This is a genomic window from Haliscomenobacter sp. (genome assembly GCF_033763495.1).
Classification (GTDB): domain Bacteria; phylum Bacteroidota; class Bacteroidia; order Chitinophagales; family Saprospiraceae; genus Haliscomenobacter.
Map to the genome: position 1 here is coordinate 1 of NZ_JANRKL010000189.1, position 22,040 is coordinate 22,040.

9 protein-coding genes are annotated in these 22,040 nt (G+C 44.7%); 4 read left to right on the forward strand and 5 right to left on the reverse strand.

Annotated features, from left to right (window positions below):
• The first annotated feature begins 245 nt into the window (after nucleotides 1-245).
• The 3 genes from SFV55_RS21185 to SFV55_RS21195 all read left to right on the forward strand — a co-directional run bounded on the left by SFV55_RS21185 (nucleotide 246) and on the right by SFV55_RS21195 (nucleotide 4,491).
• Nucleotides 246-644 carry a cytochrome c maturation protein CcmE gene (locus tag SFV55_RS21185; protein ID WP_320031552.1) on the forward strand — a complete coding sequence of 133 codons (399 nt, stop codon included), beginning with the start codon at nucleotides 246-248 and terminating at the stop codon, nucleotides 642-644.
• 5 nt (nucleotides 645-649) lie between these two features.
• The gene (gene ccsA / locus SFV55_RS21190) at nucleotides 650-3,523 is read left to right on the forward strand and encodes a cytochrome c biogenesis protein CcsA (RefSeq protein ID WP_320031553.1); all 2,874 of its coding nucleotides are present in this window, start codon (nucleotides 650-652) and stop codon (nucleotides 3,521-3,523) included.
• A gap of 197 nt (nucleotides 3,524-3,720) precedes the next feature.
• Entirely contained in the window at nucleotides 3,721-4,491 is a 771-nt protein-coding gene (locus tag SFV55_RS21195) for a Rossmann-like and DUF2520 domain-containing protein (RefSeq protein WP_320031554.1), read from the forward strand.
• A 111-nt stretch (nucleotides 4,492-4,602) separates the two neighbouring features.
• Here SFV55_RS21195 and SFV55_RS21200 read toward each other — a convergent pair whose 3' ends face one another.
• Nucleotides 4,603-6,447 (reverse strand): glycoside hydrolase family 13 protein, encoded by a 1,845-nt coding sequence (locus SFV55_RS21200; protein WP_320031555.1) that lies wholly within the window; start codon nucleotides 6,445-6,447, stop codon nucleotides 4,603-4,605.
• A 98-nt stretch (nucleotides 6,448-6,545) separates the two neighbouring features.
• Nucleotides 6,546-6,854, reverse strand: a complete 309-nt coding sequence (locus SFV55_RS21205; RefSeq protein ID WP_320031556.1) for a hypothetical protein — start codon at nucleotides 6,852-6,854, stop codon at nucleotides 6,546-6,548.
• A gap of 379 nt (nucleotides 6,855-7,233) precedes the next feature.
• On the opposite strand from SFV55_RS21205, the gene SFV55_RS21210 reads away from it, so the two are divergent.
• Nucleotides 7,234-8,106, forward strand: coding sequence for an OmpA family protein (locus SFV55_RS21210; RefSeq protein ID WP_320031557.1), 873 nt, complete (start codon nucleotides 7,234-7,236; stop codon nucleotides 8,104-8,106).
• 302 nt (nucleotides 8,107-8,408) lie between these two features.
• Here SFV55_RS21210 and SFV55_RS21215 read toward each other — a convergent pair whose 3' ends face one another.
• The 3 genes from SFV55_RS21215 to SFV55_RS21225 form a co-directional block, all read right to left on the reverse strand.
• Nucleotides 8,409-10,520 carry an FG-GAP-like repeat-containing protein gene (locus tag SFV55_RS21215; protein ID WP_320031558.1) on the reverse strand — a complete coding sequence of 704 codons (2,112 nt, stop codon included), beginning with the start codon at nucleotides 10,518-10,520 and terminating at the stop codon, nucleotides 8,409-8,411.
• A gap of 54 nt (nucleotides 10,521-10,574) precedes the next feature.
• Nucleotides 10,575-12,143 (reverse strand): LamG domain-containing protein, encoded by a 1,569-nt coding sequence (locus SFV55_RS21220; RefSeq protein ID WP_320031559.1) that lies wholly within the window; start codon nucleotides 12,141-12,143, stop codon nucleotides 10,575-10,577.
• A gap of 119 nt (nucleotides 12,144-12,262) precedes the next feature.
• Nucleotides 12,263-22,027, reverse strand: coding sequence for a SpvB/TcaC N-terminal domain-containing protein (locus SFV55_RS21225; protein ID WP_320031560.1), 9,765 nt, complete (start codon nucleotides 22,025-22,027; stop codon nucleotides 12,263-12,265).
• Nucleotides 22,028-22,040 lie beyond the last annotated feature (13 nt).

The following is a 22,040-nucleotide window of genomic DNA, read 5'->3' on the forward strand; positions in this document are numbered from 1 at the left end:
TTTGATGTTGACGTCTTGTAGCCTGACAATGATGTTGCTCATAATGGGCAAATCTACAATTTAGAATCGTTCAATTTTACAAAAAGCCGACAAAGATCAAGACCTAAACCCAGATTTTGCTGTTTTAAAAGTGAAAAAGCAAGGGAAAGCGAATTACCTTTGCCAAATTCTGACACTGCTATGCAACACTAAAGGCAATTGCAGCGTCAAAACAAGCACAACAGTCTTTTTTAACAGGATACATTATGAAGCGGATCTATCTTATCGCTGGCGTTATGGTGGCCATTGCCATCGTGCTGTTTATCAACTCGGGCAAAGACATGACCACTTATGGATCATTTGCCGATGCCAACAGCAGCACGAAAAAAATCAAAATTGTAGGAAAATTGGCCAAGGACAAACCTATGGTTTACGATCCCGCCAAAGATCCCAACCATTTCAGTTTTTTCATCAAAGATACCAATGGTGAAGAGCACAAAGTAGTGCTGCTGAAGGCCAAACCACAGGACTTCGAAATGTCGGAGCAAATTGTAGTGACTGGCCGGATGAAAGAAGGTGTTTTTGTAGCCACCGATTTATTAATGAAATGTCCTTCCAAATACAAGGACGAAGAAATTGCCATTAAGAGCAAACAGAACGGGTAAACAAGATGGAAAAAATCCAATACATCGGCGAAACCCTACTGCCTGGGCAGATTGGGCAAATGGGAGTTTTGCTGGCATTTGTAGGCGCTTTGTTGTCGATGGTAGCCTATTGGTTTGCCACCCAACGGCGGGAAAGTATTGATTATGAAAGCTGGCGCAACATCGGTCGTTATGCTTTTTTGACCCATGGTTTGGGTGTTTTTGCGGTCATCGGTGCCTTGCTGTATGCGATGATCAACCAGTTGTACGAATACCAGTACGTTCAGGCGCACGTTTCGGAAGAGCTTCCCATGAAGTTCATTTTTTCAGCCTTGTGGGAAGGACAGGAAGGTAGTTTTTTGCTTTGGATGTTTTGGCATGTCCTGCTTGGTTTTGTGTTGTTGTTCAACGGCAAATCCTGGGAAACCTCCACCCTTACGGTCATTGCAGCCATTCAGGCGGTATTGGCCACGATGATTCTGGGCATTTACATTGGTTTTGGCGATGAGCCAGCCAAGTTTGGGAGCAACCCAATGCTTTTGTTGCGCCAAACCATCGATGCCCCCATTTTTGCACAAGCAGATTATTTGAAACTGATCAAAGGAAATGGCTTAAATCCGGCACTGCAAAACTACTGGATGACCATTCACCCGCCTACCTTGTTCCTGGGGTTTGCCTCAACTGCGATCCCTTTCGCCTTTGCAATTGCAGGCTTGTGGACCAAGCGGCATGTAGAGTGGCTAAAACCGGCCCTGCCTTGGGCACTGTTTTGTGGCTCTATCCTTGGCATTGGGATCCTGATGGGCTCCGCCTGGGCTTATGAGGCGCTGAATTTTGGTGGCTACTGGGCTTGGGACCCGGTAGAAAACACCTCTCTGGTGCCCTGGTTGTTGATCGTTGCCGGAGTGCATACCAACCTGATTTCAAAAGCGACCGGGCATTCTGTCCGCAGTTCCTATATTTTTTACCTATTGGGCTTTTTGCTCGTGGTGTACTCCACTTTCTTGACCCGCAGTGGGGTTTTAGGCGAAACTTCGGTGCACGCCTTTACGGAAATGGGGCTGGAAAATCAGTTGATCCTGTTCATTTCTGCCTTCACATTGACGGGCCTAGGCTTGATGATCTGGCGCTGGCGGGAAATCCCCCACCCCAAATCTGAAGAACATACCACTTCCAAAGAGTTCTGGATGTTCATCGGCACTTTGATTTTGTTGTTCTCGGCGGTGCTCATTACGGGCTCTACTTCTTTGCCGGTTTACAACAAGATCATGCAGGTGTTTAACCCAGCATTCCAAGGTAAGGTCATCACTGAACCAGTGGCACACTTCAACAAGTACCAACTCTGGATCGCGGTATTCATTGGTTATTTTTCCGGTTTTGCCCAATTTTTGCGCTTCCGGGAAAACAACTGGAGCAAAAATGCAATGCGTTTTGCGATCCATTTGGGGGCTGGACTGGGGATTGCAGCTGTATTGACCTATTTGAGTAGTCTTCTGATCAATTTGTATACCTGGCAATACACACTGCTTACTTTTAGTGCCTATTTCACCATCGTGAGCAACCTCGATTACCTGATTACCCATCTGCGGGGCAAACTCAAAATTGCCGGGTCGGCCTTTTCACACATTGGCTTCGGCTTGATGATTGTGGGCATTATGGCTTCGGGGGTCAACCGCAAGATCATTTCTTCCAACGCCTTTTTGATGGATGGTTTGATTGCAGGTGGCGATGAAGAAATGAGCAAAAAGAACATCACCTTGTTCCGCAATGTGCCCACCATGATGCAGGACTACCTGGTGACCTACAAAAAGGATACGTTGGAGCATTTTACCCGGACTTACACGGTGAACTACCAGCGCAAGAACAAAAAAGGGAAAGTGGTAGAGGATTTCGACCTTTATCCAACCATCCTTTATGATAAATCCTTTACCAAAATTGCGACCTCCAACCCGGATACCCGGCATTATGTGCTCAAGGACGTGTTTACGCACATCAGCGCCCTACCGGAAGTAGAGCAAAACTTTGAGCTCAAAAAGCAACGCGAGGAGGAACTGAAATACAAAGTACTGAACCTGGAACAAGGCCGTACCCAACTTCTCCATGATACCCTTGATGTGGAAAATCAGGATACGGTGTTCCGCCGCACTTTCCAGATCAGCCTGGAATCAATGAGCCGCAATCCGGTCCACCACGAGTACAAACCCGAACCAGGTGACTTGGCGTTTAGCACCAAACTCAAAATTCGCCGGAGTGATGACGACAGTGTGTATTACGCCAACCCGGTCATTTTGCTGCGGGGGCAACTGATTTACACTTATCCGGATCAAGTAGATGACTTGAGTGCCAAGTTCAAAATCAGCCAGGACGCCATTGAAAAGGTATTTGCACTGGAAAATCAGCTCAAATACGAGAACCTAAATTTGCGCCAGGGGGATGCGGGCCAATGGCAAGACCTCAAAATCAGGTTTACCGGATTCAATAAGGCACCTGAGCATCCAGATTACAGCCGCAAGGAAGGTGACCTGGCAGTGGGTGCCAAACTGGACATTACCGCGCCAGATGGCAAAACTTACCATGCCGAACCGATCTTTTTGATTCGGGAACAACAGCCCTTGAATGTCAAGGTAGAAGTACCCGAATTGGGCTTACATGTGCGGTTCCCCTTGCTCGATCCGGGTAAAGAAACGATTCAATTGATGTTGGCAAAAACCACGGCACCAAGCAGCATTCCGGTGGAGGTAGCCACCGATGCGTTGCCCTCAAATTACATCGTTTTGGAAGCGCTGGAGTTTCCAGGGATCAATGTATTTTGGTTTGGTTCCCTTTTGATGATGTTTGGCTTGGGCTTCAGCATCTGGAACCGGATGAGTACCCGGCGCAACGGAGAATCTCTAGCCTAACTTACATCAATTTTTAGGTCATCATTCCTGAGGTGTTTCTTAGAGGTCTTAGATGGTTCAAAAAATGTCGCTTTGGTTTTCAACACCTAGCTAGTCTTTTGAACCATCTAAGACATCTGAGAAACACCTCAGATTGTATATGCTTGACAGAACTGCTAAGCATTACATATGCAGGGTAACTGCACTAACTCCAACTTGTGATTCAAAGCATCAGCATCGTAGGCGCAGGCAAGGTCGCCACGCACCTCAGTAAAAGGCTCCGAGCATCTGGCCTGAACATTCGCCAAATTTACAGCCGACAATTGGAAGATGCCCAGGAACTGGCGGCAACCCTCAATGCTGAGGGCATCAACCAATGGAAAGATTTACAGTTTTCGGAGCTGGATTTACTGATTATTGCCGTCAACGACCAGGCTATTCCTGAAGTTGCCCAAATTTTAAGTACTCTCCTCTCCCATTCTACGCTTGTAGTGCATACCTCTGGTAGCAGCCCACTGAGCTGGTTAAATGCGCTTCCACGTTGTGGTATATTTTACCCTTTACAAAGTTTTTCGCCTGGTCGGGAACCGGATTTTCAACAAATTCCCATTTGTGTGGAAGCACCTGCCCAAAGCGATCAAAACCTTTTGATTGAACTCGGTCAACGCATCAGCCAAAAAGTACAAGTCACAAGCGAGGCAGATCGACGCAGTTTGCATTTGGCTGCAGTATTTGTCAACAACTTTGTCAATCATTTGTACCAAATTGCTGCGGAAATTCTGGCCGAACGCCATTTGCCCTTTGATTTGTTGTTGCCCCTGATTCAGGAAACGGCAGCTAAAATCCAGGGACACAACCCTGCTGAAATGCAAACTGGCCCTGCTTTGCGTGGAGATCGGGCCACAATTGAGCGGCACCTGGATATGTTGGAAGATCATCCTGAATGGCGGGAATTGTATGGGGTGTTTACGGCATTGATTAGGTCGTAATTTTGCAGTGTACCCCAAACTTAACGGTGGGGCAAAAACAAATATCTCACCTTACGCATAAAGCAATTTCACTGCGTAAGGTGAGTTAAGCAAAACAAAGCTGGTTCGGAATCATTTCAACTCCAATACCGTTGCGGTCTTCCCCTTCAACTCCAAACTTTTCCCCAAGCTCAAACTTTCCCCACTCAACACATCTACCGCACTCGTTTTTCCTTTGATCGCTTCTGCAAAATGCCCCAAGTCAAGTGACTTATTCCCGGCATTTTTATTCATCAACACTAAAACCGTTTCCGTTGCAGTGTATCGTGCAAAAACGTACACTCCATCTTGGGGTGCAAAATGCAGCGTTTTCCCATTGTGAATCACGTTTTTTTGTTTCCGCCAGTTCAGCATTTTTTTCATAAAGGACTGAATCCGTAGTTGATCAACACTTAAGCCCTGGCCGGTGAAGGCATTCACGGCATCTCCAGCCCAGCCACCAGGAAAATCGGTACGAATCAGGCCATGGTCACCAGGTTTGGCACTGTTGTCAATCAGTACTTCCGTACCGTAGTAAATTTGAGGAATACCCCGGATGGTCAATAAATAGGTCAAAGCCATCTGGGTGAGGTCAACATCTTTTTTCAATTGGGTAAAAATGCGATCCATATCGTGATTGTCGCCAAAAACCATCAGATCTTGAGGACTGGCGTATACAAAATCGTTGGCCAGCGCTTCGTACAATTTGTCAAATCCTCCCTTTTCAGGCTCGGTCAGGGCTTGAACCAGGGCAGCCTGCAAGGGAAAATCCATAGGGCTTTCCAAACAACTGGTGTACCCATCATGGTTTTTTTTGCCCTTTTGCCAATAGGCTGCAATGAGGGGATTCGTGCTCCATTCCTCCCCCACGATACTGAAATTGGGGTACTCATTCATAATGGCACAGCTCCAGTTTTTCAAAAAGTTCTTTTCTGAGTACGGATAAGTGTCCTGCCGAATGCCACCCAAACCCAGCGTTTCAATCCACCAAATGCTGTTTTGAATCAGGTATTTGGCTAAAAATGCATTTTGATGATTCATGTCGGGCATATCGGGTACAAACCAGCCCTGAGTCATCAGTTTTTTGTCTACTTGCGCGGCGTAAAGGTCCTCGTTGACGGTACGCCGGTGATTGGTAACCTGCATGGAATCTGGAAAATTTACCCAGTTTTTGAAGGGCAAATCCTCCATCCACCAGTATTTTACCCCGGAGTGATTGACTACATCATCCTTGATGATTTTAATGCCTTTTTCCCTGGCTTTATTCGCTAATTCTTTATAATCTTCCAGGGTACCAAAGCGGGGGTCTACCTTGTAATAATCGGTGATGGCGTACCCGTGGTAGGACCATCTGGGCATGTTGTTTTCGAGCAGTGGTGTGGGCCAAATTGCCGTAAACCCCATCTCTGCCAAGTAGTCCAGGCTATTGATAATGCCGCGGATGTCTCCCCCGTGGCGGGCGTAATCTTCTTTGCGGTTGACGGTCTTTTCCCGCAGGGTATCACTTTGGTCATTACTTGGGTCGGCATTGACAAAGCGGTCGGGTGTAACCAAATAAATGACATCTTTTGAACTGAAGCCCATTTGACTTTGGGCGGCCTTGTTGCGTGGTAAGAGGGGGTATTGGTAAGTGGTGGTTGGTGCGCCAGCTTTTCTGAAATTGATGCTGAATTTTCCAGGTTTGGTGCCAGGCGCGATGAATAAACTGATGAAGAGGTAATTGGGGCTATCTCCGCGGTTGATGGTTTTGATGCTTACTCCGGGATAGCTGATGCTGGGAGTTGTGCTGCCAATATTGGGGCCATGTACCAACAATTGAAGTTCCGGGCTTTTCATGCCTACCCACCAATTACTGGGTTCAATGCGTTCAATTTGAGCAAATAAGCCCATTGCCCAGAGGCTCAACAGCCCACTGATCATCCATTTTGATTTCAACATTGCTAATCTGTTTAAACTCGGAGAAGATTACCGAGCAAGTTCCAGTAGGCAAAATAGGTAAATCGCCGCAGAATTTGAAAACACTACAGGTAGAAAACCTAGCGCTCATCAGTTATCAACTTGATCACATTTCGCTTGAGGTCATCATAAGCTCCATTGTTTTGGTTGTTGAGGAAAATCAGGGTGATGTTTTTGTCGGGAAAATACCGGAATTCAAAAGCGAGGTTGCTGTGGCACATCAAAATTTCAAAGAGGTTTAGCGCAAAACAAAGCAACAATAAAATCAACCAGAACTCGGCGTTTTGGCCATTCTTCACTTTCCTCGAAGCAAAAAAAAAGGCCAAAAACAACCCTTGTGCTATTCCTAAAAGAATGATCACTCCGAATAAGTCTGCTTTTAATGGCATAAAATCCTCAATTTTACAAGTTTAAGTTTTGGGTCAAAATGGGGAGCCCAATGGTTAGAATCTTAGCATGCTTTCACCAAATTTACAACTGAAATGAGCAACTAAATTGTCGGATACAAACCAATTTAAGCCTCTACCAAGTATTGATTTTGCCACTATTTATTTGCCCGTTCCACAACTCGGCCTTATCTTCACCGCTCCGACTCTCACACAACAAGCCGACTAAAATTACGATACCATGCCAAAAACTTTTTGTCTTTGGTAAAGTTGGTATTTTAAACCACGATTTCAACTTATTCAAAACTATACAACGATGAGATCGACAGCAACAAATCTTGCTTTCTTTTGCTTTCTCTGCCTGACATTTTCTTCTTGTGTCATGAAAAAAGAGTACCTCGCCATGCAGGCCGACCTAAAAACCCAGTTGGATGCAGCGAACAAGGACCTCGGCAAATTAGGGGCTAGCCTCAATGAGTACATGAGCCGTCTGGCCGCTTGTGAACGTGAAAAGGAAAGACTAAGTGGTGACATTCGCACAGGTTCCGGTGCGCTGCAACTCCGCGAAGAGCAAATCAATGACCTCAAGGCACAAATCGCTGACCTGAAGTCCCAACGGGAAAAACAATTGAATACCGTAACCGATTTGACCAAAATCTCCTCTTCAGCCAACGACAACATCAAAGAAACTTTGGCTCAATTGGAGAAAAAGGACAAATACATCCACTTATTGCAAGCAGCGCGTACCCGTGCAGACTCCATCAACCTGGCCCTGGCTGTCAACCTGAAAGGCGTTTTAAAAGAGGGTTTGGATGATAAAGATGTAGACGTAAAAGTGGACAAAACCGTGGTGTTTGTCAACCTGTCGGACAAAATGCTTTTCCAATCCGGTAGCGCAACCATGACCACCAAGGCCAATGAAGTATTGGGTAAAATTGCCAAAATCCTCCAGTCTCGTCCCGATTTGGAAGTAATGGTTGAAGGATACACCGACAACAAGCCAATCAAAACCGCATGTTTGGACGACAACTGGGACTTGAGTGTAAAACGCGCCACCGCAGTAGTGCGCACTTTGCAAGTTACCCACAAAGTTGACCCCAATAAATTGATTGCGGCTGGTCGTGGTGAGTACAATGCCCTGGCTACCAATACTACGGAGGAAGGCCGTTCTACCAACCGCCGTACCCGCATCATCATTATGCCTAAGCTGGATCAGTTTTATGACCTCTTGAATCCAGCTAAAGTGCCTAACTAAACAGGCTAAAGCGATTGATTGGCACAAAGTAATGGAGTAGAGAGGCGGAGAAACCGCCTCTCTCAACTCCCGCCGAAAAAATCATTACCAATGAAGTACATATTTTTTTTATTTCAAAATATGATTCATTGGCCTTGGGCGCCTTTACCGTTCCTTATGTGGACATTTCTGATGTACAAGTGCTAGTGATCGACAGGTCAAGCCCAGGAGGAACAGTCGTTGTGGTAGTCCTTGGAATCAGTTTTTTGGCATTCCTTGCATGGTTTAGCCCTCAAGATTTTCGACAGAATTTCCTAGTCTGCTTAATTGCTTAACACCAGCCGAATTGACTTGTATAATTTACCTCTTTGGAAGATACGAACGACGTATATCCCACTTGTAAGTCCTTCTTTTAATTGAATTTCAAATAAATTGCCAGTGTTAACTGGGTTTTCAATGGATTGAATAATCTGTCCAAATGAGTTGATGATGTTTATTTTTATATCTCCTTTTTCGTCGGGATGCAAACGAACAAAAAAGGCCCCGGTGCTTGGATTGGGATACAACTCAGTCAAGTTGTGGGGCATCAACAATTCGAGTTGTGCCGCCAATTGTTGGCTTGTTGTACAAGGTGTATCGCCACATTCTCCGAGGTGATCTCCATGGCTCAAATGTTCGGCTACTGCATGAGCGCTAATACATAGGGTATTCTTTTCCCCATTAAAATTGTGGTGACAAATTTTAACCTTATTGTTGTTCTGGCCACATTTCACGTTTATTGCCTGAACAAGGACTGTAGGCTCAGCAGTATTTCCTCGATTGTCACTTACAGTCACAGAATAAAGGGTATTGAAACTGGGGCAAACCTGGATGTTTTGACCCGTACCTCCATTGCTCCAGGTATAAGAATACGGTGGATAGCCTCCGTCAGTTGTAGCGCTGAGCCCCACGCATGCTAAGGGAGCATACCCATTGTAAACAACCTTGCAATCTCCCAAAGAAACGACCAAGGCTGGTGCACAATTTTCGTCAATCAAACCATTGCAGTTGTCATCGAGGTTGTTGTCACACACCTCTGCTGTACCAGGATGGATGCTATTGTTTTTAGGCGCACAATCTATTGCATCGGGATAGCCGTCATTGTCATCATCGTCATCACAAGAATCGCCAATGCCATCCTGGTCAAAATCAGCCTGGTCCGTATTGGGCGTAGAACTACAATTGTCCTGCGCATCACATATACCATCGTCATCCGCATCGGGAGAATTGGCTAACCATACCCTATCGGACTGCCAATTCAGGCTATAAACATCCAGGTTTCCGTCTCCATCAAAATCACCCCACTCGGCATCATCACTGGCGGATCCTGCTGCGGGAACATAGTCAAAATCCAGGGCGTAGGTAAAATCCCCAGATCCATTGTTGTTGTAGATCACATTGGTACCAGCTACTCGGGAGATCAATACATCCAGGTCACTATCCTTATCATAATCAGCCAGTTCAATTGTCTCCCCAAAAGTAATTGGAGACTGAGCATAGGTAAATCCAGCATTCCCGTTGTTGGTTAGAATCATCATTCCGATGAAAGGTGTGGGATAAAGGGAAACAATTGCATCCAAATCTCCATCCCCGTCCAAATCTCCAATTTCTGCATCCATTACCTCTCCAAAAACCGTATTGCCAGGATCAGTTACTGCAAAATTTCCGTGTCCATCGTTGAGAAATACCTTGAATAAATGGTTTGTAAAAGAGCTGCCGAAAGAAATGGCGTCCAAATCACCATCAGCATCTAAATCCCCAAAATTTACGCGGTTACTGCCAAAACGATATTCCACATTTCCGTTGTACATGAATTCGTGATCTGGAGTAAAGGTCCCATCACCATTGTTGAGCCATAAAATATCTTCATTGGTGTAAGAAAAGCCAATTCCAGTCCAGACATCTACATCACCATCTCCATCTACATCTCCAATTGCTGCATCCCTGGCAAAAGTGCCTCCGGTAGCGTATCCTTGAGTGTAGGTAAAATTGGCGCTGCCATCGTTCATCCAAAACTCGACTGCTGCTCCATTGATGAAATTTCCTTCCCGATTAAGTACAACCGCGTCCACGTCTCCGTCCGCATCCAGATCAGCAAGTTCAACGGCTGAACCAAGGGCATCACCAATCAGTTGGCCAGTAGGGGTTAAATTGCCATTGCCATCATTCAGTAAAACCCGGTCTGCTCGAATACCATAGGGGTGCACGATGAAAGGATTCAAAAGATAAACGTCCAAATCTCCATCTCCATCAAGGTCTGCAAGTTCAGCATCGCCGCCATCGATCACATCGATGGTTTGGCCGGTATTCACATAATTGTAGGTGCAAGAACTGGATTGAGCTGCTGAATTCAGCATGCTCAGTAGTAGTCCGAATAGGAACATGGTCTGGCGCATGAGTATAGGTTTTAGTTGTGAGAAATAAATGGATTGGGAGGACGATGGAAAAGTTCATTCAATTCTGGGAGTAAATTGCCCTTTGCTCATTGGAAAGCTCAAGAGAGGAATGGGCTCACCAGGTTTGACCTTTACCTGCGCGATGTCCTTTTTGGTATTGTTGTCTTTAAAGCTGATCTTTTTGGCTTCCGTACAATTGATGGCAGTAAAGGTAAGCTTGGATCCAGTTCCTTTTGATTCGTAATAACGGATGACACAAGGTGCCGAAACGGGTTTAGGATTTTTTAATTCAGCAACTTCGGCTAAATTAATAGCTCGATTGTACAAACGCAACTCATCCATTTTTCCTTGAAAGCCACGGCCTTTGCCCTCTTTGGAATCATTGCCGATCATAAAACTGCTTGCCCCAGCATAATACACTGGTTGTTCGGTTTTGAACTTGCCCTTGTCATCGGCCAATGCGCCATCGATAAAAATGAGCAATTGTTTGCCATCAAAACTCAGGGCTACCTGGTGGCAATCTCCGTCGTTGAGCCTAAGTGGCGAAATAAAAGTATAAACCTGGGTAGGCGATTGCCAGAGTTTAATGGCCAACTTGCCCACACTTCCTTTCGGGTTAAGCACAACTTGGTAGCCCGCCGAATCCCAACCCAGTACGAAGCTTTCTTTGGCGGAGGTGGACTGAAAACTAAAACTCAGTGAAAAAACAGGCAAAGCCAAAGCATTACTTCCAGAAAGATATTGATCCAAGCCGTTGAACAACTTCATTCGTTTGAAAGGGGAATTCAAAACGCAGTTTTCTACGAGGCTTCCGCCGTATACATTGATTTGGCTGCTTTTGTAGTGATTGGGACTGTGGTTGTTGTCGTCGTCGTCAAATGGTAGATAAAGCACCAGGCCGGTTTCCAGATCAGGATCAGGATCGATGCGGGCTTTTCCGGCAAGGATTTTCACCTCATCAGCACTTAAGCCCCGGTTGTACAAGTATAACTCATCCATCCGCCCGGTGAAATAATTTTTGTTTTGAGCCGAGGCCAGGCCACCAATTTGCAGACCACCACCTTCATAATATACTGAAACATTGTTGTATTTTTTAGCAATGCCAGGTACCATTTCTCCATCAAGGTAAATACTGAATACGTCTTTGTCCAGGCTCATGACTACGTGATGCCACTTTCCATCGGCAAGGTCCCGCGACTCGTGGATGTAATCATAAAAATAATTGTTCGTTACCGAAAGATTGCAATGCAGCTTCCCTCCTGGTAGTAGCTCCATCCGGTAGGCTTTTTGGTCCCAGGCCAAAAGGGTGCTGGTTTTGTCTCTGGTATCGGTATTGAACCATAGGCTCAAACTAAAAGCTTCACTTTGTAGGCCTTCTGCCAAACGGCCGTAACTGTCGCTGCCATAAAAATGAGGAGCGATAGAGCCAGGGGTTTTCCCTTCAAAGCCGTAGTTATAAGATACATTGTGCATTTCAAAATCGGTTCGCAGCAAGCGGTTCGGGCTTTTGTTCACCCCGCTGCTGTCGAAGGGGTAATAGGCGATGAGGCCGCGGTCGAGGTCGGCTTGGGCGGAAATTTGGAGACTGAGGAGGATAAAAACGAGGATGCTGAGGGTTTTCATAGGTTGTGGATTAAAGGGTTGTTGAATAGTTTTGCATATTGGTTTTGTTGTGGGTTAGGCACGTCAACTACGTGTGGATGCTGGTACAAGCTTGGAGGCATACTCTCACACTAGTATCCCTACTGGTTTTTAATCGATTTTAGTTCTTTTTCAATTTTTTGCCCAAAAACCTCCTGACCAGTATCTATAATTAAATCAGCACCTTTCTTTGTTACATTGAATAGTTCTTTTCTAAAGTTCATTATATTCTTGGTAGCAGCCTTAGAGACTTGGTCTATGCCGTTACGAGACAACCCGCCTTTTAAGGCCAGGCTCTTTTTAACTTGTTCCCTCAAAGCTTTAACCGCTGCTCTTCCAGTTTCATGTTTGATAGTATTTTCTAATCCTTTCTTCAACAAATTTCCACCCGCTCCGACTACTACTGAAGCTAAAGCTGAAATTGCAACTTCCTTACCAGAAAATGATTCGAGCTTGCGGTCTCCTGCAATAATTTCAGATCCTTGCACAAGGGCGCTTCCAGCTGCACTACCCGCTACCCCCCATAACAATCCAGCTCCAGTCCCCGCAATAGCTCCAGTTAAAGCACCACTTAGCAACCCCTTCGCGCCCGCAGCAAATTTATCTTCTATTGAACCATCAGTCATAGCAAAGCTAACTCCTGCCCCAATAGCCCCTCCAATCAAAGCTCCTAAAGCAACAGTTGGTAATGGAAACTTCCCATCAGGGTCCACATACTTCACCGGATTCAACATCGTGTAATTATAAGGACTCCACCCCGGATACTTCTCCAGCATCGGATCCACACTCACCCAAATCGACGCCACCGGATCATAATACCGTGCTCCATAATAATACAAACCTGTGCCATCGTCATACTCCTTGGCATTGAACAAATAAGGCTGGGTGTCCGTAGAAGTATGTTCCTCCACAAAGGTCTCACCATAAGGGATATATTCGGCAAACTGCCGTGGAATACCACCGATATCGGTAATAAAATTGGTACTCCCCAGGTGGTCGGGGTGGTAAAAAAAGTGGTTGGTCTCCTGCGTGAAGGGGGCAGTTACAAATCCGTATCCTGCCGTCACCCCTTCATTCGTAAGTGAATCCAGGGGAATTAGGAGGAAGGGGGGCAGACAGGTGGTATCTTCTTTACCAGGTTGAGGTTGCGGCCAATTGCGCGGGGCACGCGTGTAATTGTCGGTATTCAGATTTGGAATCGGTATACCCGCTTTGATCAGGTCTTGTTGCCGTTTGGTCAGCGAGGGTTCATTCACTTCAAAGCCCTGGGAGTCCAGGAATTTTTTCAGTGCTTCCTGCAGTTCAGTTTTGCGCTTACTGTAGTCTTTATTTCCGGCGGTAATGCCTTGTCCGGTAGGCAAGCGATTGGCATAAAAATCGCCTGTTCCAATTTTGCTCAGGATACGTTGGCTTTCAATGTAATAATGCTTGGTGAACTTATCGGCTTTATACACCAGGTAAGGACTGATGTAGGCCGTGTAATTGTCTTCGTGGGCAATAGGCCCGGTGAGGTTGCCGTCCAAAAATAAAGCCTGGATACCGCCTTCACTTTTGATCACCCTTTCGCCTGCAGCATCGTAGGTAAAGTAATGCAGGTACCCATTCTCATTCATGTGGGTGATGCGGTTTTCCTCATCCCAATATACGTCACGGCGCTTGGGTTCGTTGGCCATGGTCCAGCCCGTTTGATTGCCGTTGGCGTCGTAAGTGTAGCTTTTTTTACCTATTTGGATGGCTTGATGTGGCTTTCCATCCTTATACAGGTAGTCCAGATTGTAGGTTTTAGCCGCCTGAGCTTTGCCATTGTAACCCAGGGTTTGGGATTTGGAAAGGATATTGTGCAACTCATCGTATTCCATCTGCAAGGAGTAATCGTACTTTTGCTCCAGTTTACTGTAGGTGCCTTTGGCTGCCGTGAGGCGGTAAAGCTTGTCGTAGGTATAATTGTGTTTGGTAGCCCCACCCAGATTTACTAAGCTGCCGGTGGCAAGGTTCTCAACGGTGGTAATGTTGTCAACAGGGTCGTAACTGTATTGTTTGTGCATGAATTCGATACCCGTCCGATCTGTGGAGATCAACTCTTGCAGGCGGCGGCGCTTTGGCTCATACTTATAGAAGTTTTTGGTGCCGTTGCCATAGTGTAAAAAGACCCTTTGCTCAAATTCATCGTAGCCCATATTTTCCACAATGGTGTAGGGTACATTTGCTTTGAGGCTTTTGATTTGTTTGAGTTTTCCAGCAGTGTTGTACTCATAAGAAACTTCTTCCAGGTCGGGGTATTTCATTTTCTGAATTCGATTCCAGGAATCGTATTCATTTTCCCAAACAAAAGTCAGCTCGGTGCTTTCATTGACCAAAACCGTGCGGATGTTTTTAACAACTTCCCCCAAGGGACCGTAAAAAAACTCCTGTCCACCCGTGGCGTCTTCCTGCAGTCGAATCCGGCCAGCCTGATTGAATCGGGTATCTTCAGGGCCGCCGTAGTGATAAACTACTTTGTTTTGGTAGTTTTGGGGGTAGTCAATTTGTACCAGACGTTCGTAGTCATAGGTGTACTGGATAGCAGTGTTGGGGGCTTTTTTTGCAAAGACTTCGCGGATATTGGGGGTGGTTTTTTTGAGCAAATTCCCCACGTCATCATATTCGAATTCGGTTTTGCCTGCATCAGGGTGCTCCATGCTGAGTTTTCGCCCCAATTGGTCGTAGGTGTATTCCAGCTCGTTACCATCCACATCAACTACCCTCAGCAAATCAGAAATGGCGTTGTATTGGTAGGTGGTGGTCAAGGTTGGTGGACCATAATCGATGGTGGTACGGGTACGCTCACGGATGTCTTTCCACTCTTCCTTCTGCGTACCGAGGGCGTCAGTAATCAGGGTTTTGAAGCAGTTACAAGGTCCGGAAATGATGCTGTACTCCATGGTAGTAGCAGCACCATCCGGCAAAGTGACATTGACCTCTCGATCAAGTACGTCAAAGGTTTTGGAAACGGAATAATTAGATTTCTTGGGGTTGTAGGCAATAGCTGTTCCAGTATCTTCAATTGGGTAATGGGTGAGCAGGGTTCTGCCGAATGCATCATATATGGTTTTACCGGAAACTATCAGGGTTTCTTGTTCAGAGTTTTCATTTTTAAAGATCACCCCACTTTTTTTCACCTGGATGGGGCGTTGCAAGCCGTCCATAAAGGTATAGGTCAGGATGCCTATTTTGGGGTTATCCTGGTCATAATGGGTGGTTTTGGCATAGGACACTGGCGCATTGGGGAAATATTCATATTTGATGGTATAGGGCCAATTGCCCATCTCATAGGGGCTGGTAATTGTCGCAATCCGTCCTTGGGGGTCAAGGGTGTAGGTAATCACTTGATGGTTAATATCCTGGCTTTTCACCAGCATACCAAACCGATAATCGTATTCGCTGCTTGATTCATAACCGTAAGCATCTTTAACTTTGACTACATAGGTATGCACCTCTGGGTCATAGGTGTAGTCGTAGGTCATGGTTTGGTTTTTGTAGTTTTTTGGGCGGGTCAGTTGAGTCAAATTGCCATAGGCATCGTATTGCATCTTGTATTCTGCCCAAGTGTTTCCAGAAATAGAGATCAGTTGTTCAATTTTGGTGATGTCTCCATTTGCCTGAACCTCGGCTTTTCTGGCGCGAACTACCACATTGTTGAAGTCCCTGATTTCAATACTATTGGGGATGGAAAAAAGACCATTGTTAGGGAAATTAGCATATTCAATTTTAGCGACAAGAAGATCTCCTGGAGAATTGTCCCCAAAATCGGTAAACTCAATTACGTTGCCGTAACGATCGTATTCGAAGGTGGTAGTTTTGGTAAATCCGGCTGTGGCTTGACCTTCGTAGAATTTGTTTTCCGTTTTTTTCAAGGCTGGAAAAGCGGGGGCTATTTCTTCTGTTTCCGGTTTGGAGAAAACATTTTGGGCTAGATCCAAAAGTGCAAAATGATTGATGGTTTCAGTATACTTCTTCCCGCCAGCATCACTCATGGTTTCTTGCACCATTAGCCCCTTTTCATAATAATTTTCATTGAGGTACTTGTAGGTATGGACTCGGTATACTGCATCCTTTTTTTCGGTATCCAGTTCCTTGGCGATTACCTGGTTGAATCCATAAAAATCGCGCTCCCGGCGGCTGTATTTGCCGCCGCTGTAAGTAAAGGTTATTTTTGAGCGGTCCGCTCCATCTCCTTGCACTCCGTCATTGGTTTCCACACTGCTGAGCACCCATTTGCTATTGGGCATGTCGTAGGTGTTGGGGGTGAGGTCGTAGTCGAGGGTGAAGGAGCCGTTGAGGGGGTTGGTGACGGTTTTGAGGAGGTTAGTGCGTCCGATTTTGGATAAACGAACCAATAGTTGGCCATTTTCCCCTGCTTTAACCAAGTCAGGGTAACCATCACCATTAATGTCGACGATTTGATGAACCTCTGTACTTGAACCAAAGCCATAAGAACCATTTGGATTAATGCAAATTTTAAAAATCGGAACAATGGCAATGATATGAATACAGAGTGTGAAAGAGCCATTAAATGAGGTGCCGACTGAAATGCCTTTTTCTAAAACGGAATCTGGCGTTCCTTTCCAAATCACCTCAGGCCCAAATCCTGCTCCTAAATTAAATCGAACTTTAATTGGTGATTCAACCTTAACCGAATCGAGTAACCCGTCGCCGTTTAGGTCTTGCAAGAGTTTAGTGGTTTGGTTTTCAGACTGGGAAACACTGATGCCTCCCGAAAAACTCATGCTGGCCCAGTTATACCCTAAACCTGAGCTAAAATCAGTACTTTCCCCTTCCCTAATGACGTGCTCACCCCATTTTTCCTTTGGGCCAAATTTTTTTCCAAAATTGAATTGGACTTCCCCATTGGCATACAATTTATCGGGTAAACCGTCAGCGTTAATGTCCATCCAGGAGTGTTCAACATGGTCAGAGCTCGTATTATAACCAAGGCTACCAGAAAAAGGAAGTGCAATTGATTTTTTGGCTGATTCAGTAGATTCTTTAGCCTTGCAAGTACTTGCACCAGCACTAGCTTGAACCCTGACAGCGATATTTGCCCCGCCCATACCTGCATTGCTAGTATTGCTGTTTTTGGCGCTAGCATATGAACCATTGGCACTTACCCCAACTGAAGTTGCAGTTGAACTATGATTGCTTATACCGTGACGAATCAAATTTGGCTCCCTCCTCCCCAGCATATCGGTAGCTTGGATGTAATCAGGGCCTGCAATATCTGCATAACGATCTCCATCAAAGTCCATCACCATAATTTCATCGGTGGATTTTGTCTCAGAGTATGAAGTGGATGCCCCACCAAAAGGCGATGAGCCACCCCCTGCGATAGAAAAGGATTCTGACTTAGAAAATTTACGTGGCGCTGAAAGCCGACCGCTACCCGCCACTGGAGCACTTTTTAAAATGATATCGTCGTCGCCAAAACGAGAAGAACTGATGGTGTCTTTTTTTACCCAAGTATAAGGATCGTACCCTAACCAACGCTGGTTTTTTGCATCAGCAGCCATCATAATGAAGATATCTTTGGTAGGCTCGTAGGGAGATTTTACGTTTTGGGGGTCTTGCCGCATTTTCTCGAATTCACCTCTAGAAGGTTGTTTTTGCAAATTAGGGTCAACTTGCAACTCTTTCCGATCAATTTCTTGGCTAGCTCTATTTCGATTACCATTGTAAGCAAATTGGCCCCAACCACGGTAAAGGTTACCAAAAACTGATTCAGTTAAACGGAGTTTGGAGAACTTTCCAGGCGAGATTTGAATTGGAGCGCCCTCAAAAGTTACATCAGCAGAGATGAAATCTTTTCCAAGGGAATCAACAAATCCTCTGGAAGGGAAAAACAGTTCTACAAAAACTGGTTCTCCAGCAGGTATTTTTGCTTTTAATTTGGAAAAATTAACCGTATCAATAATCTTATCGTCGAGTACCCTAAAGGTGCGACTAAAATATAATTTATTTATTCCTTTCAGACTGATCGTCACAGCTCCTTTTAGCTTGGGGTTTACAGGCTCCTGAGGACCTAATAATTTGGTGTTTTTTGGCTTAACTACAATTGTTCCTTCCTTATTGGGAGTAAAGACTTGAGTCTTTTTAATCACATAATTGTACATGGGAAAATCCGCTGTAGGGCAAAGAATTTGTAAGGGTTTTCCATTTTTATCTTCTGTCTCAATTTCTCTATTTGTAAAGACGTCCAAGGCCTTACCAGTATACCAAACTCTTGGTTGATAAATCAATGAATCCCAAGCTATGTTGGTGTTTGATTTGATGTAGAACTTGACCTCATCCTGCACATCAATTTTCAAATTATCAATCGAGAGTAGGGTGTCTATTTTTTTATCCCAATTAAAATTTCTCGAATATACAATTGCCATGTTGGCGTTAGTGTCCACTTTTGCTATTTCTACACGAATGCTATCTGAAGTGATCGGCTTCTTTAGTGTGGCCTCAATTTTAATTGTACCCTTATAAGGCAAAGTTGCAGATTGTGGTGCCGCCAGTAAAAAGTCTTTAGAAGCTTGATAAAAATGCACCTTTTTGCCATTAGCGTCCTTCTCTTCAACTCCATCATTCGGTAAATCAATTTTGGCATATTGAATAATAGGGTCCCAATGCACCTGATCAAATGCACCATCAATCTTGGACTGTAACCTAAAATAAATATGATCACTGGTATCAACAGTAAAACTTCGTGCATCATTTAGATCATATGATTGGCCTCTAAACTCAATAGATGCTTTTACACCATCAAATTTACCATATGCCAATCTACTTTTAGTTGTATTTAATGTGATCTTCCCAGATACATTTACGACTCCGGGGTAAGGAGGCTTCCACATCTTTACCACATCGTGCAAGGGATTTTCATCGATCAATTTATTTTGATAATCAGGATCAATAAATAGCACATTTGGATTAATGGAGGCTCCAGATTTTATTGGATTTGGAGTGTCATTTGAGTCAGTGGTATAGATAATTTCACCATTGGATGCAACATGATTAAACCATACCGTACCATTATGAGCGATATCAATCAATCCGTCTCCATTGAAATCAGAAAAATAGGTATCTGTATTGGTTCGAGATGAACTAGTACTTGATCCAACAAAAGCATAAAACACTAATTCAAATCCAACACTGGTAGTACGAGTTTCTGATTTGCTAAACTCGCTTACATTTCTGATCCTTTTTTTGTCACCAAATTTTGTAGATTTTCCATCTGAATATAAATTGGGCCGATACCACAAGCCTTGATCATCTTTAAAAATTTTATCGGGTAGATTATCTCCATTAATATCCAAAAACGCGCTAATCCCTTCACTTTCGGATTCCGAATACCCAAAGTTCACTCCTGCGGATAATTCTTTGGTGCCACATGCAAGGGGTAAACCTAGATTAATGGCCAACCCAAAGCTAAAATTACTGGATTTAGAACCGCCAAGTGGAGTGATCTCGTCTTTAAATTTACCAAGTTCATTACCAAGTCCAGCGTTTACCCGATCATCTACCGTAGCCCACTTAACTTCCTCTCCGTAAGCATCATAATCATCTCCATTTTTTAATTCATTGAAATATTCAAATCCGTGTCGATAAAATTCTTTTTTCTCCTGGTCCTTTTCTATAATCAAATGAAGTTGAGATGTATAAAAAGCACTTGGTCCATATATTAACTCGTAACTCCTAACCAGTTTTTGGTCAAAACTGATGTTCACTTCCCTCAACAAATCCGCTGTCACCTGTTTAAATCCCAACCTGCCATTGATCTGAACATCCAATCTTTTAGGGTCCTTGATTTGGCGGTCCCGAATAAACTGGATTTTGTATTCTCCTTCATCTTGTTCGAACCCGGTATAGGAAATTTCATCAATGTAAATCTGCCTGCCTAAATTCGTGCTGTTTTTAACGCCTGCATCCTGAACAGTGATGTAGTGATACCGTACAAAGTTCCCATTCAAATCCCTGGTTTCGCGCAAGCACCAATGCACGATGTTGCCATCATTATCTTTAAGTACGGCATTTCCATCAACTCCAGCGCCTGGAGTACCCCCATAAAAGTTTTTGGTACCATCGGTTGATGTCACTTCCCACCAATAGTTTTCCGGGTTCGTGCCGTGTCGGATGATTTTTTGAAAACTTCCTTCTATGCGGGGATAGAAGCGTCGATCCGTTCTGATCCGGGCAATTGGTTCGGCCCGGTGTGCTAGCGGAGTCAACATTTGGCCCCCCATCAGGTAGGTTTCGGTTTCCAGGTTGGGGTCAAACTGGGGTACACCCCAACGCGTCTCAATGTTGACGGAAGGGATACTCAAATCCCAGCCTAAGCCCAACCAACCATTCCCCCCTTCACTATTGTATTGGATGGCCAGTTGAGGCTGCATTCCTTGCCTTCCAGCGGGAAGCTTTAAGGGGAATTGAAGATTGGCTGTACCCATATTGTTTTGTCCGGGCGGCGCAATAAAGGTGATGTTATTGGAAGGATTTCCAGCCTCCAAGCCTTTGATTTCAGTCGGCTTATAGCCTTGGGTTTGGGGTGATTCAGGTACTTTGATGATGCCATTAATGTAGTCCGTAAAGTGGTTGGTGGAGGATTGCAATGTATTTTGACTTTTCAAAAGTGTGTCTTTAGGCAAAGCCTTCCAACGCCGATCATCCTCATCAAAGAAAAAGGTTTTAATGTCAGCAGCAGTATAACCTTCTGGAATAAGGGTGCTGTCATAAGGGACCCTCAGGCTGGCTTGCTTTTTGAATTGGGTGCCATCTGGCAAGAGGCGATATCCCCGGTGATTTGCAGTGACATTCACCAAATCCGAACCCAAAGCAGGTATATCAACATCTCGCAAGGCGGTAACGGATAAGGTCTGGTCTTGGGTTAAAGCATTTGCTGGCACTTCTAATTGGAGCCCTTCAAACTGAAGTTGAGATGCTGCTTTTTGGGTAAATCGGGCTGTCTTTTGGAGGCCTTTTGCCTCTAAAGGGTAACGATAACGGGCTTTTTGCTGTTCTTCAATGTTAATTTCCCGGACTAAAACTTGTCGATCTGGAAAAACGGCTTTTAGTTGCACCGTCCATTTATCGGAAAGTGTGTCTGGGTTAGTGAGCAAACACTCGTATTCACCATTTATTTGTGCCTGTGCTTGTTCATCTACAAATATTTTGGCCGAGTCGGCAGCAATACCACCAATAAAGCCTTTCAATAAAACGCGGTGGTCATATGCTACTTTGAAAGGTTGATTGACCACAATTCTGCGTTCCCGGGCTTGAAAGGCATTTGCTTTTTTTATCAGCAATTTAATCTCTCTGACTGAATAGCGAAATTTAGCACCTTCTGGAAGGCCAAAACGGATAACGTTGTCTCCATTCTTCAGGATTATGGGATTAATTTCTTCATTTTGAAGCTGCCAGGATTTACCTTCTTGGATCAAATACCCCCCGACGGCCTGGGCTTCGTTGATGCTCCGGGAAACTGCACTGTGGTCTTGCACTCCTTTCAATTCGTACTGTAAAAAAACGCGATCAGAAGGCTTGACCCCATGCGGGATATGGATGTGAAAAACATTATCAAAGGGATCATCAACCGGAAAATTGGGGCTTTGGCCAATACTCCCGCCCTTAAGGTCAGCTGAGTATACCTCTACGGTTTTGGCTTTATTTTGACCAAATGGATTTTCATGTTGAGAGATTGAGGGATTTTCTTTTGACTTAGGGTTGCTCGCTTTTAGGAATGATTTAATCAATGCACTTGGCTCAGCCACCCAGGTTTTCAGGTTTTGTTGTTGGGTTATGTAGATTGGAATGATCAGTATTAGAAGAAATGGCAATTTCTTTTTCATGATTTCGAGTTTT